This is a genomic window from Gammaproteobacteria bacterium (assembly GCA_029882975.1).
Lineage (GTDB): Bacteria > Pseudomonadota > Gammaproteobacteria > SZUA-152 > SZUA-152 > JAJDNG01.
Genome location: JAOUJW010000033.1, coordinates 20466 through 33194, shown reverse-complemented (window position 1 = coordinate 33194; position 12729 = coordinate 20466). Strand labels below are relative to the sequence as shown.

Here is a 12729-nt window from a genome sequence, read left to right as displayed (position 1 = left end):
AAACCGGTAACTCCCTGGACGCAGGATCCTATCAGAAAGAATACCTATTGAAAAAGGAAAAACATGGTCTGGCAATTTGATGATTTGAGCAAGGACGACCAAAACAAGCTGCACACGCTGTTGCAGCAGATCAAGGTGGAATCCAATCACTTCCTGGGATACCCGTGCACCTGCAATTTTGATTACAGCCCCCTATTCCCCTTTCTTAGTTACCCTCTGAATAATGTCGGCGACCCCTTTGTTCCCACTTTGTTTCATTTGAATACCCATGAAATCGAACGGGAAGTATTGCACATATTTTCCCAGTGGACTCATGCTACTGCGGATACCTGGGGTTACATCACCAACGGTGGGACCGAGGGTAATATGTACGGCATCTTCCTGGCACGAGAACTCTACCCTGATGGCATGCTGTATTACTCAGAAGACACCCACTATAGCGTTTCCAAGAGTTTACGAGTGTTGCATGTACGCAACATTATGATAAAAAGTCAGGAAAACGGAGAAATGGACTACGAGGATCTGTACGAAACCATCCGGATCCACCGGGATGTCACTCCCATCATTTTCGCCAATATTGGTACTACCATGAAAGGTGCCTTGGATAACGTGGTAAAAATTCGAGAGATTTTGCATAATCTGGCCATCCCCAACTATTACATCCACGTGGACGCCGCCCTAAGCGGAATGATATTACCGTTTATAAACAATCCGCCTGATTACGATTTTGATGCCGGCATAGACAGCATATCCATCAGCGGCCATAAAATGATTGGCTCCCCCATACCATGCGGAGTCGTGCTGGCTAAAAAAACCAATGTGGACCGAATCGCTCGATCTATAGAGTACGTTGGCACTCTGGATACCACCTTGAGCGGCTCCCGCAATGCGGTGACGCCGCTGTTTCTCTGGTATGCCTTAAAAACCGTAAAGTTCGAAGGCTTTAGAAAAATTATTGCCGCTTGTTTGCAAATCGCCGACTATGCTATCGCACAGTTTCGTGCCGTTGGTATAAACGCCTGGCGCAACACCAATTCCATTACGGTTGTTATTCCACGACCCCCACAAAGAATCCTGGAAACCTGGCAACTTGCAGTTCAGAACAATATTGCCCATATTGTTACCATGCCTCATGTTACCCGGGAACATATTGATGCGCTGATCGCGGATATTGTCAACGAGCAAAAGCAGACACCATGAGGATAAGGGCGTGAAACAAATCACTATCGTAGCTCAAAATCGGCCGGGGGTGGTTGCGGAAATCACCGAAGCGCTGGCCGCAGAAAACATTAACATAGAATCACTTACTGGTGATGGCTACGCCGACACCGGTGTAATCATACTCACCGTAGATCGCTACGATGACGCCTTAAACCTGCTCAACCGCCTACCCGACATCAAAGCGTTGACAGAAGATGTGATTCTCATTCGTCTGGATGACAAACCCGGCGCCCTGGCGCAGATCGCTCGTCGCTTCAAAGAGGCCCAAATCAATTTACGCAGTATTCGCATAATTCGCAGTGACAATAATCAAAGTCTTGCAGCCATTTGCACAGACCGCACAGAGGAGGCCATGCAATTAGTCAAAGATGAACTCATTTCGTAATTTCGATATATTATCCAGAGTCATAAACACGCTGCCTTATCATTATTCCGTTTAGTCTTCGCATCGGCTACTTACTCTTTTGGTAAATAGTCAACAAATCACCCAAAATGCTTTAAAATCTGTCTAATTATTTAATACAATAAAAATAATTGATTGACTTATAATAACCATAGTTTTCATCAGCGTACCATAATAGATTGAAAGGACGACGATAATGCTTCGGCAAATAGGACTGGTTTTAGTTTTTTCCATATTTAGTTTCTTGCTCCCCTCAACCAGCCGCACAGCAGAGCTGCAGGACATGACACAATGGGCTGAATCCTTGATGGATACATCCAGTGAAGCGCCTAAACAAATTTTAAGTCAATGGTTGTTACCCAACCTGCCTCAGGCTCCGGGTGGTAACCGTTTTGACAAGAAAAAAATTGAATTGGGTAAAATGTTGTTTTTTGACCCCCGTCTCAGTGGGGATGGCACGATGTCTTGTGCCACCTGCCATAACCCCGAATTGGGCTGGTCCGATGGATTGGCCACAGCCAAAGGTCATAAAGGCAAAACACTCAAGCGTGCCACACCCACGATTATAAACGTGGGTTTTAATAAAATTCTCATGTGGGACGGACGCGCCAAAACACTGGAAGATCAAGCTATGGGTCCCATTGTAAACCCGGAAGAAATGCATAACACCGTGAATAACATGTTGAAGACATTAAAAGGCATTCCTGGATATGTCAGCGCCTTTAAGGATGCATTTTACGGTTTGGGGATTAACCAAACCCGTGTTTCCAAGGCTTTGGCTATGTACCAAAGAATGGTCGTCAGCAACAATTCTCCGTTTGACCACTGGCTACAGGGAGACGACAAAGCCATGACGCCGTCTCAAATTCGAGGTTTTAAAATATTTTTAAACCCGTCCAAGGGTAATTGCGCTGTGTGTCACCGCCCTCCCAGTTTTACCGACAACGGTTTCCATAACATTGGCTTAGCATCATTTGGTAAGAAAAACCCGGACCTGGGCCGGCACCACCAAGTCAAAGTGGGAATGACCCGAGGCGCATTTAAAACTCCACCACTACGCAACATTGCCCAGTCAGCGCCCTATTTTCATGACGGTTCCGCTGCCACCCTGGAAGCAGTGGTGGACCACTATGCGAATGGGGGTGTCGTACAAAGTAATTTGTCACCCAATTTTATTCAGGCCAATTTGGATGCAAAGGATAAAAAAGACCTGGTGGCGTTTCTCAAGGCATTGACGGGCAAATGGGATCCCAAACTGGCTCAGGTCACGCTGCCTGAATAATTAGAACGATAACGGAGTCTGCAACATGTTTAACAAAATATTCTTTCTCGTAGTATTGTCAGCTTTATGCACAACCGCATACTCGGAAGAACATATCATTTCGCAAAATGAATTGAAATTCAATCCGCCTATCAAAGTCATCAAGCCGGGAGACACGTTGACATTTCGTAATTCCGACAGTGTGGTCCACAATATTATCAGTCAAACAGAAGAGTTTCAGTTTGACCTGGGAAAATTTAAACCCGGCATGATGCGATCACTGCAATTTAAGAGTAAAGGCGTCGTGGATATTGAATGCACTGTACACCCGAGTATGAAAATGACCTTGTTTATCTTTTAACGATGGTCTGAAGAACCTTACACCATCTCCTGTTGGCGTTTTTTCTCCATCAGTTCCTGAACCAATGGCGTGCAAATCACATCTATGGCATTTTCCATTTCACCACCCGGTATGACCATGGTGTTGGGACGCGACATATAGGCCTTGTCAATTAAATTCAGCAACCTGGGAAAGTCATAGCGATAGGGTTCCCGAAATCGAATCACCACCAGTGATTCATCGTGACCGGGAACATCCAGGGAAATAAACGGATTCGATGTATCCACCAATGGTACACGTTGGAAGTTAATATCGGTCAATGAAAACTGAGGTGTAATATAACGAACGTAGTCCGGCAAGCGACGTAAAATACTGGTGGTCACCTCATCAGCTGAACGTTGTCGGGTCTTGCCGTCGCGGTGAATTTTTTCAATCCATTCCATGTTAACGCAGGGAACAATCCCAATAAGCAAATCTACCCAGCGAGCAATATCGACGCCCGCATCCTGTCTTACATCCAATTTGTGTCGTTCATTGATCACAACGGGATTGTGCGAAGCACTCATGCTACGCATGGACCAGGTCGCCTCGATGCAAGCACCATGTTGCCCTTCGTAAAACAATAAGTCCCCCGTGGGTATATCCTCCCAATTCGAATAGGTTCCGATGGGTCGCCCAAATCGGACTGATTGTTCTTCGTTTGCAATATACTCGCGACTTAGCCCGGTACCTTTTCGGGCATACTCACGAAACAAACTTTCCAGACGATCGAAGAGATTGGTTTCAGGCCCAAAGTGGCTGATTGGGCGACCGGCGGCTGCGGCAGCCTTAAATTCTTCCACCACCTGATCTGCCTCATAGCGTCTAAAACCGTTACCCAATACATACGAAGCATTGATACCCAATCTACGAAAAATATCCGTAAAAGCATTTTGGGTCACCGTAGTACCCAATCCCGAAGACCCCGTAATGGCAATTATAGGGTGCCTGGCGGACATAGTTCCTCCTTATACAGCCTCTGATAAGAGCTGTTTGGCAATCGTATGCCTTGTTATAGGTTATAGTTTTTGTAAGAATTACTTTTGTTTATCACGGCTGTCCGGAGACAATCGGTTTTTACATTACCATAAAGGTCACAAGGGGTCACTGCCTGAAGAGGGAAAAATTTCGCAGAAAACGGTAGATAACCCAAAGAAACAGAATGGGAAAAATGACCGTTTGAATCAGGAATACTACGGTTAGGTTGATGGCATGGCGACTGGCATCGGTTGCCGCCTGCTTGTAGGCCTCTAGCCTGCGATCCAAATCCATCAAATTCATTGCGGAGTCAAACCAGCCCTTAGCTCTGTCCAACATCCCTTGCGGTTCCGGGAAATTTTGAAAATTCGCATTCAATGAACTGATGGCTTCCTTAGTTTGCTCCAGTTGTTGTGTAGCTTCCTGGTATTGCTCTGACAAGAAATATCGGTAGAACACTTCACCGGCAATGGCTGCGACAGGAACGGAAAAACGTATAAACAATAAAATCAATAAGGCGGAAGTGAGCCAACGCCCAGGCGCCACAGGGAACACGGAGCGCCAAACACCCCACAACCACACCAGCAGTAGCACCATCAACGTCAGCGTCACCGGCCAGGATGAACAGATAGACAGGAATATTTTTTGAATCCCCAAAGATGCACTGCTTGCCAACATTACCCACGAAAATTGTTCGATAAGGTCATTGATGGGATCGAGGATTTGTCCTGGCGTAAAATTGACACCAAACCCTGCCGGGTGAATGGCCACTTCCGTTCCCTGAGCCACGGAAATGACGGCATTAAGTCCCCTGGCAACACCGAATGTGATAATTGCCCGTTCAAAGGCTTGTTCGGTATAACGCTCACCAAAATGATCCAACAAACCCAAGCCTGCTGCAGCACTGATTAGCAGAGCAATGACTGTGACCACGATTTTATAGACTATGGGATTCATACATTTGCTTTGTATCAACAAAAAAACAAATTTTTCTTGGAAAACCTGCACACTGCACTATAGTCTATAGTGTAGTCGACTCGCAGCTATTGTCATAAGGCATTTCTTTGTTTTTACACGCTTTTATGCTTTGATTAATTTTTAACCTAATCCTCATAATTTGAAGCGAAGCGTAAGAAGTGTTCATAACTTGACCTGATTCTGATACACTGACGGGAATTAACACTCCGAGGGAAGGAGCCACGACCATGTGCCGCCTTAGCCGTAAATTCAGTTTGCTGTTGTCTGCAACGCTGCTGTTCAGCGGTTGCGCCGGAATATCCCAACAAGCTCCTGCACCTGAACATTTTGCCGCCCCCTTGGCGCTCCCGGATATTGACCGCTTATTGCAATACGTGCGAGGGCAAGTGGTGGATCGCAATGGAAATCCCGTGGCATCGGCCACCGTTTTCATTCCCAAACCCAAATCCAAATCCAGCAAAAAGAAAACCCTGTCCGACTATCAGCTAGGCTCCATCAGTATCGCCAGCGGCGCCTGCCGCAAGCCCCAGCAAGCGTTCTACTCCTACACCTGTACCGATGCTGACGGCCGGTTTCATTTACAAATATTGGGCTCTGTCAGTCTGCCGCTGCAATTATCCATCGATCGTGGCCAACACGCTACGAGCATTCTATTGTCGCTGGATGACCTGAGCACAGACCTGGGTCGGCTGACGTTGCAAAATCCGGAACTGACGCGTAATAAAATTGCCATTGTCATGGATTTATTCAATCCCTTCGAGCACATCAGCCGGCAAGGAGACCATAGCCCTTTCCAAGATCCTCACTTAGTTCGGCGCTTTTTCGACTACTACCAACTTAACGAATATGAGCACGAACTACTGTTTCCCACTCTATCCTCACTATTCAGTGACAGCAACGGCGATAATAAGGCGGACATCCACCAATACAAAACTATTTACTTAAACAGTCGTGGTGAAGAGGATATGCGCAAATTGTCCAAGCGTGAAAAAGCCATATTGTTGGAATACGTATCCAATGGCGGTGAGCTTCGAATCACCAATTGGGGGTCACACGAGACTTGGTTGAACCGCTTTATATAATCTCTAAAGGTCAGGAATGGATTAGAAATTTTCCATGCGCTTATGTAAGGGTGTTATGGTTTGATTTAAGCGCCACTCAAAAATGACAGCATAGGCCATCACTGCTCTGACGTACTCTCGGGTCTCTTTGTAAGGAATGGTATCCACCCAAATGTCGGCTTCCACCTTGTCACCGTCTTTAGGTAACCATTTGGATACACGATTGGGTCCGGCATTGTAGGCTGCTGTGGCCACCACCTGATTGCCGGAAAAACGTTGCAGCATTTTGTTCAAATAGGAACTGCCCAACACGATGTTGCGTTCACTTTCAAACAAATCCTTATAACTGGGCTTTGCCATGCCCAGAGATTTGGATTGGATACGAGCTGTGCTCGGTAGTATCTGCATCAGCCCCATAGCGCCCGCACTGGATCGAGCATAGGTATTGAATGCGCTTTCTCGTCGCGTAACACCATAAACCCACTCCGGATCCAAACCGTAACTCTCTGCGGTCTCGTAAATAAGGTCGCGAAACGGAGTGGGAAATCGTAAGTTCAAATCCTTTCGGTGGCCGGTTTTAGCGACGGTAAGAATAGCATTATCGTGCCATTGCCAATCATGAGCTAACAAAGCGGCCAATTTGGTCAAGTTTTCATCCAGTTTGGCAATTACCTGGTTCCATTCGCGTCGCGCTTCGGTAATGCGGTCAAGCGCGTACAACTCTTTGGTGCGTTGCACGCCCGGATCCTTGCGTAACATAGCCAGTGCGGCCTCATCCCGACGCAGCGGCTCCGAGGTAATCTGATACGGTTTCTTCACACGGTCCGCAGACAAAAAACCATAGTAATTGGTTTGGGTGGCTAAGCGCTCAAACTGGGATATAGCCTTATCCTTTTGACCCAATTGCTCCCAAGCCCTGGCCTGCCAGTATTGCCACTTAGCTTCCTTACTGACAGACGCCATTGCCTTGATCGCCCCCATCAATTCTGTCCAGTTCTGATGTTTCAGTGCAACCCGCGCCCGTAATTGTTTATCGGAGAAATCGGATACATCCTGAGGCAACTGTTTCAACAGCTTCAAAGCATTGGGTTTGGACTGATAGGCCGCCCTTAAAGCCAGAAACCGGGCCATCTCCAGCTTTTGATCTTTTTCAAAGGGAAACCGGCGTTTGGCTGTGTTCCACAATTTTCCGGCCGCTTCTACATCGCGCTTCGCCAAACGTTGAATGCCGTGAAAAGCTATTTTTCTTTTCACCAGACTATTACGCCGCATTTCTCGATGCGTAAAAAGTTTTTCGGGCTTCTTGTAAACTTCCTGCCACAAACGAACCAACTTTTTATCTCTGCTGCCAAATGGTTCGGACAATTGCCCGGCCAGTTTGAGATTACCCACTTTCATGGCCAACTCAATCCGTTGCCAGCGCAACGCTGTAGTGATTCGACCGTAGGACTGTAAAGCTTCAAATATAGGTTTGCATTCGGCTCTGTCCTTATGCCCATTGAGCCACTGCTTTTCAGCACGATCCAGCACCTGCTGTAATTGCTTTTTACTTAGTGTGTCGGCCAGAGATGCCGTAAAGTGATGGCACTGTAAATCGTTGCGTACCTGATCGGTATAAAACTGACGATACAAGCTCCAGTTTTTAGTTTTAGCCAGATGGGACAACCACTGCGCACGTAATGCGGAGCTGAAAGGTAAATCCCGGTATTTATCCAGAAACCCCCTGATCTCCTTCGCCTCCGCCTGCTCCACCCGCTTACGGAGTTCATAGTATTGCAGATAGGGATAAAGAACATAGTTCCTATTCTTTTCCGCCAATTGTCGGAACAACTCCAGGTTGTCGTCTTCCAATGCTACTACGGCATCTTCAAAGTGCCGGCGTTCTACAGGTTTATCGGGAACATTGGCTGAAACGGGAAGCATCAGTCCGGCTCCCAGGCACAGGACAAGCAGGCGGATCAAGCGACGACTGGACAAACTGGACGCTTGGGACATATATACACCACCCCCCGGAAACATTGACTGGGTTCGAAAGCGGTGCTCAATTTTCCATTTGCCAGAAAATAACATAAAACCAAACTCACGTTTGTCACACACGGATGCTGTGAACTGATGTTTTTGAACCGCAGCTCCGGCCCAATGGTTACTCCCGCAACGAGACACGGCAGCAGTAACACGCAGTTTTGCGTGAAAATCAGGTACAAACCACTTTTCAATGACGATTGTTACGTTATCGTACCTTATAATAACAATTATATAGAAAAAGCCCCTGTGCTTAAACTCAATTATTCACATTAGCATTGATTATTAATTATCTGTTTTTAAATAACTTATCAACCTACTTAAAGTGAAATATCATGCACTTGGAAGATGAATTTTTGTTAAACCAGTCACTGATTTATTTAAACCACGCCGCGGTAGCACCCTGGCCGGAAAGAACCCGAAAAGCAGTGTGTGATTTTGCCCAGGAAAATCTCTTTGTAGGAGCCAAAAATTACCCACGCTGGATGGAGACGGAATGGGAACTGCGACGTAAAATACAAACCTTAATCCACGCCCCCAATACGGACGATGTTGCTCTATTAAAAAACACCTCTGAAGCCCTATCTGTGGTCGCCTACGGTTTAGACTGGCAACCGGGTGACAATGTTGTCATAAGCGATATGGAATTTCCGTCCAATCGTATTGTGTGGGAATCACTACACCGCTACGGCGTACAAACACGTTATGCCACCTTAAGTGAAAGCAAGGACGGAACCGATGCCGCGCAACGGATTATCGACCAATGCAATGACAACACCCGTCTGGTATCCATCAGTTCGGTACAATACAGCAACGGCTTAAAGCCCAACCTAAGAACCATAGGCGCACATTGTCGTCAACATGAGATTTTGTTTTGTGTTGACGCCATACAATCCGTTGGCGCTCTACAGTTTGATGTGGAAGCAGACCATATCGATTTTGCCATGGCAGACGGACATAAGTGGATGCTGGGCCCGGAAGGCCTGGCCTTTTTTTATTGCCGGGAATCACTCATTTCACAACTGAAGCTGCATCAATTTGGTTGGCATATGACGGAAGATTTTCTCAATTTCGATCAGACCCAGTGGCAAGCGGCGAGCAGCGCACGACGCTTTGAATGCGGCAGCCCCAATATGCTGGGTATCCATGCCTTGGATGCCAGCCTTTCATTGCTTTTACAATATGGGTTGGAAGCGGTGGAATCCGACGTTGTGGCAAACAGTCGCTATGCCATGGATTTCATCCTTAACAGCGACACTCTGCAACTGCTCACCCCGGAACAGGAGCACCTCTCCGGGATAGTCAGTTTCCGTCATGTACACGCAAATACGGAAAGCGTTTTCCGGCATCTAACGGATAATAATGTTGTCTGTGCCATTCGCGGTGGCGGAATTCGTTTTTCACCGCACTTTTATACACCCCGACAGGCATTACAGCAGGCTTTGGAGCTGGCGGCCGGTGTTTAAACCGGCAAAGTTACGGCAAAGCTTGAATCGCCAATGCGAAGCCCTGTACCGGCTCAAACCCGATCAGAACAGATCCGCACTTTGAGCGCCTGTCCCCACCAACTGCACCATCATTTTTGCGAAGGAGGCACCCAATCGATCGGCAAAACGCTCCAGAAAATCCGACCTCGGTGTGTAATTGACGATTTTCTCAGCCCCCACCACTTCACGGGCGACGTAACTGCTGCTACCCAAGGCGTCGACTAAACCCAGCTTGACGCCCTCATCGCCGTTCCAAAACAGGCCGGAAAACAGTTCGGGGCTCTGTTTCAGCTTATCGCCACGACCGTCTTTTACGCTTTGAATAAACTGCTGATGAATACCCTGTAACATTTTGTCGATATGCTTGCGATCTGATGGTTTCACTGGAGAAAAGGGATCCAGAATTCCCTTGTTTTTTCCAGCCGTGTACATCCGTCGCTCCACGCCCAGTTTCTTCATGGCATCTACAAAGCCAAAACTGTTAATCAACACCCCAATGGAACCAACCAGACTGGCTTTGTCGGCGTATATTTCGTCGGCCGCGGCCGCAATATAATAGCCGCCGGAAGCGCACATATCGGTGATCACGGCGTAAAGTTTTTTGTCCTGATATTTCTTGCGCAATCGTTTGATTTCATCATACACATAACCGGATTGCACCGGGCTACCGCCGGGACTGTTAATCCGTAATATCACGGCTTTGGAATTTTTATTCTTAAACGCAGCACGTAATCCGCCGATAATAATGTCCGCGCTGGCTTCTGAATCCGGCCCAATAACCCCTTCCACCTGAACCAGCGCCGTGTGTTCTTTGCTGGAATCGGGACTTTTCCAGTCCCCGGGCATTACCAGAAAAAACATCAGTAAATATAAGAACGTCAACGATTTAAAAAAGATCCCCCAGCGCCGCGCCCGCCTTTGTTCGTTGACCGAGGCAAATGCCAGGCGGTTGAGTAAATCCCGTTCCCAGTCCGGCGATACGTCGCTTGCCGGGTTTTGTGTTTGCGAATTGTTTTGCGGATCCGGCCTTGCAAGCCCACCCTCGTTTCTTTCCAAATCACTCATTGGCTAACCTCTAGTTGAAACCTCTTGTCAAATACGCATCAGACCCGGCTAAGGAACATAACGCTACGCCCTTTGCTCGAGCCAGGGCAACAATTCCGTCATGCTCTGTAAACAAACTATTGGATTACACGCCTGCAACTTTTCCGCTGCGTGCACTCCATATAAAACCGCGGCTGAATCCATCCCGGCATTCGTCGCCATATCCAGGTCATACACTGTATCGCCGATCATCAGAGCTTGATGAGCATCCACACCCACAAAGTCCATAATCTCCAGCACCATTTGCGGATGTGGTTTGGATCGCGTTTCATCGGCGCATCGCGTGACATGAAAATGGGGTTTAAACCCTGTCTCTGCCAAAGCCTTGTCCAGTCCCACTCGCCCCTTGCCGGTGGCCACCGCCAAGTAATAGCCGCGATCGACCAGCGCGTTCAAGGTAACTGCCACTCCGGCAAACGGTTCTGACGGTTCACTGCTTAGAAAATGATAACGGTAGCGTTCCACCAGTTGTGATCGTTGCGCCGGTTTTAATTCCGGACACAAGGCTTCTATGGCTTCCGCTAAACCCAAACCAATAATATGGCTGATGGCATCCGGCTCACGGGTTTGTGCTCCAATATCCTCCAAAGCCAACTGCATGCAGCGAATAATGTTTTTTTCCGAATCAATTAGTGTGCCATCCCAATCAAATATGAGTAATTCGTATCCAACTGCCATTAGGTCCTCTGCAAATCTTCAAGCACTGTTGTTAAATCGGTGTGTAATGGTGCTTCCACAAGTAGCACCTCGTCCGTATCCGGGTGAATAAACCGCAGGCTTTGCGCGTGTAAAAACAAGCGCTTAACATGATGTTGTTTCATTATCTTATTAAATTCCTTATCCCCGTACTTCTCATCCCCTGCAATAGGATGGCCAATGTGAGAGGCGTGTACCCGGATCTGATGGGTTCTACCCGTTTTGAGCCGGACCCGAACTAAGGTGGAATTCTTAAAAACCTCTAGCGGCTCAAAAATACTATGTGCCTGTTTACCTTGGGCATCTACTCGAACGATACGTTCACCGGAACTGAGCATATTCTTGGTTAATGCCGCTTTGACGTGCTGGACACCACCGGACCACGGCCCTTGCACCAAGGCCACATATGTTTTTTGGATCTGATTGGTCTGAAACAATTGATGCAGATAGCGTAACGCGCTGCGTTTCTTCGCGATCAGCAAGCAACCGGAGGTTTCTCGATCCAAACGGTGCACCAACTCCAAAAGCGGTGCATCCGGGCGCGCCTGACGCAGGCATTCAATCACCCCTAAACTGATTCCACTGCCTCCGTGGACCGCCAAACCGGATGGTTTATTGATGATCAGGAGCTTACTATCCTCGTAAACAATGCTGGAATCTATCCAAGCCAGTTGTTTAACGCCCGCCGTGACCACCGGGGTAATCTGCAATTTAATTGGAGGTATTCGAACAATATCACCCACTTGGATGCGATAAGCCGCTTTTACTCGGCCCTTGTTCACTCGCACCTCACCCTTGCGCAATATACGGTAGATATGACTTTTGGGGACGTTTTTCAACAATTTGATCAAATAATTATCAATTCGTTGAGCCTCCTCCTCTTCATTCACCGTAATAAATTGAGGGTTATTGGAATTAACTACAGACAATTTTTTCATTTGCGTATATTATTGCAATATTAATAGTTTAATCATATATTTGAACACTATTAATTACACTGCTATATTCAGTAGGTACTATATAGGTATAAGTGCTATAGGCTTGCTGCTTGCAATAAGCTATAGTTAGCCCCAAGTTGCCTGGATGTCCCCTAACGCGGCCTATGGCACAGCAGCAATACGATCGCAGATACCTGTGTT

The 12729-nt window shown here is 47.2% G+C and carries 12 protein-coding genes; 6 read left to right on the top strand and 6 right to left on the bottom strand.

The annotated features are described in order from the left end of the window. The first annotated feature begins 63 nt into the window (after positions 1-63). The 4 genes from OEY58_18980 to OEY58_18965 all read left to right on the top strand — a co-directional run bounded on the left by OEY58_18980 (position 64) and on the right by OEY58_18965 (position 3246). On the top strand, positions 64-1200 hold the full coding sequence (locus OEY58_18980; protein MDH5327541.1) for a histidine decarboxylase: 1137 nt from the start codon (positions 64-66) through the stop codon (positions 1198-1200). Between the two features lie 10 nt (positions 1201-1210). Then, the gene (locus OEY58_18975; protein ID MDH5327540.1) at positions 1211-1606 is read left to right on the top strand and encodes an ACT domain-containing protein; all 396 of its coding nucleotides are present in this window, start codon (positions 1211-1213) and stop codon (positions 1604-1606) included. Between the two features lie 214 nt (positions 1607-1820). Then, positions 1821-2906 (top strand): tryptophan tryptophylquinone biosynthesis enzyme MauG, encoded by a 1086-nt coding sequence (locus OEY58_18970; protein MDH5327539.1) that lies wholly within the window; start codon positions 1821-1823, stop codon positions 2904-2906. A gap of 25 nt (positions 2907-2931) precedes the next feature. Then, a complete protein-coding gene (locus tag OEY58_18965; GenBank protein MDH5327538.1) occupies positions 2932-3246 on the top strand; it encodes a plastocyanin/azurin family copper-binding protein in 315 nt (104 codons plus the stop codon). A 17-nt stretch (positions 3247-3263) separates the two neighbouring features. Here OEY58_18965 and OEY58_18960 read toward each other — a convergent pair whose 3' ends face one another. Continuing rightward, positions 3264-4223: a phosphoribulokinase gene (locus OEY58_18960; GenBank protein ID MDH5327537.1), complete on the bottom strand. Its 960-nt coding sequence runs from the start codon at positions 4221-4223 to the stop codon at positions 3264-3266. A gap of 145 nt (positions 4224-4368) precedes the next feature. Beyond that, positions 4369-5199: a hypothetical protein gene (locus tag OEY58_18955; GenBank protein ID MDH5327536.1), complete on the bottom strand. Its 831-nt coding sequence runs from the start codon at positions 5197-5199 to the stop codon at positions 4369-4371. A gap of 248 nt (positions 5200-5447) precedes the next feature. On the opposite strand from OEY58_18955, the gene OEY58_18950 reads away from it, so the two are divergent. Continuing rightward, entirely contained in the window at positions 5448-6302 is an 855-nt protein-coding gene (locus OEY58_18950) for a hypothetical protein (GenBank protein ID MDH5327535.1), read from the top strand. 21 nt (positions 6303-6323) lie between these two features. Here OEY58_18950 and OEY58_18945 read toward each other — a convergent pair whose 3' ends face one another. Then, positions 6324-8276, bottom strand: a complete 1953-nt coding sequence (locus OEY58_18945; protein MDH5327534.1) for a lytic transglycosylase domain-containing protein — start codon at positions 8274-8276, stop codon at positions 6324-6326. A 362-nt stretch (positions 8277-8638) separates the two neighbouring features. Here OEY58_18945 and OEY58_18940 point away from each other — a divergent pair, with 362 nt between their 5' ends. Continuing rightward, a complete protein-coding gene (locus OEY58_18940) occupies positions 8639-9769 on the top strand; it encodes an aminotransferase class V-fold PLP-dependent enzyme (protein ID MDH5327533.1) in 1131 nt (376 codons plus the stop codon). Between the two features lie 63 nt (positions 9770-9832). Here OEY58_18940 and OEY58_18935 read toward each other — a convergent pair whose 3' ends face one another. The 3 genes from OEY58_18935 to rluC all read right to left on the bottom strand — a co-directional run bounded on the left by OEY58_18935 (position 9833) and on the right by rluC (position 12528). After that, the gene (locus tag OEY58_18935) at positions 9833-10855 is read right to left on the bottom strand and encodes a S49 family peptidase (protein MDH5327532.1); all 1023 of its coding nucleotides are present in this window, start codon (positions 10853-10855) and stop codon (positions 9833-9835) included. Between the two features lie 63 nt (positions 10856-10918). Further along, entirely contained in the window at positions 10919-11572 is a 654-nt protein-coding gene (locus tag OEY58_18930) for an HAD-IA family hydrolase (GenBank protein MDH5327531.1), read from the bottom strand. Beyond that, positions 11572-12528 carry a 23S rRNA pseudouridine(955/2504/2580) synthase RluC gene (rluC, locus tag OEY58_18925; protein MDH5327530.1) on the bottom strand — a complete coding sequence of 319 codons (957 nt, stop codon included), beginning with the start codon at positions 12526-12528 and terminating at the stop codon, positions 11572-11574. The genes OEY58_18930 and rluC overlap by 1 nt, the downstream gene beginning before the upstream one ends. Positions 12529-12729: the final 201 nt, after the last annotated feature.

Bases quoted from the DNA above. Each gene is read 5' to 3' on its own strand.
- OEY58_18980 (MDH5327541.1), top strand. From the start codon at position 64: ATGGTCTGGCAATTTGATGATTTGAGCAAGGACGACCAAAACAAGCTG.
- OEY58_18970 (MDH5327539.1), top strand. From the start codon at position 1,821: ATGCTTCGGCAAATAGGACTGGTTTTAGTTTTTTCCATATTTAGTTTC.
- OEY58_18965 (MDH5327538.1), top strand. From the start codon at position 2,932: ATGTTTAACAAAATATTCTTTCTCGTAGTATTGTCAGCTTTATGCACA.
- OEY58_18960 (MDH5327537.1), bottom strand. From the start codon at position 4,223: ATGTCCGCCAGGCACCCTATAATTGCCATTACGGGGTCTTCGGGATTG.
- OEY58_18955 (MDH5327536.1), bottom strand. From the start codon at position 5,199: ATGAATCCCATAGTCTATAAAATCGTGGTCACAGTCATTGCTCTGCTA.
- OEY58_18950 (MDH5327535.1), top strand. From the start codon at position 5,448: ATGTGCCGCCTTAGCCGTAAATTCAGTTTGCTGTTGTCTGCAACGCTG.
- OEY58_18945 (MDH5327534.1), bottom strand. From the start codon at position 8,276: ATGTCCCAAGCGTCCAGTTTGTCCAGTCGTCGCTTGATCCGCCTGCTT.
- OEY58_18940 (MDH5327533.1), top strand. From the start codon at position 8,639: ATGCACTTGGAAGATGAATTTTTGTTAAACCAGTCACTGATTTATTTA.
- OEY58_18935 (MDH5327532.1), bottom strand. From the start codon at position 10,855: ATGAGTGATTTGGAAAGAAACGAGGGTGGGCTTGCAAGGCCGGATCCG.
- OEY58_18930 (MDH5327531.1), bottom strand. From the start codon at position 11,572: ATGGCAGTTGGATACGAATTACTCATATTTGATTGGGATGGCACACTA.
- rluC (MDH5327530.1), bottom strand. From the start codon at position 12,528: ATGAAAAAATTGTCTGTAGTTAATTCCAATAACCCTCAATTTATTACG.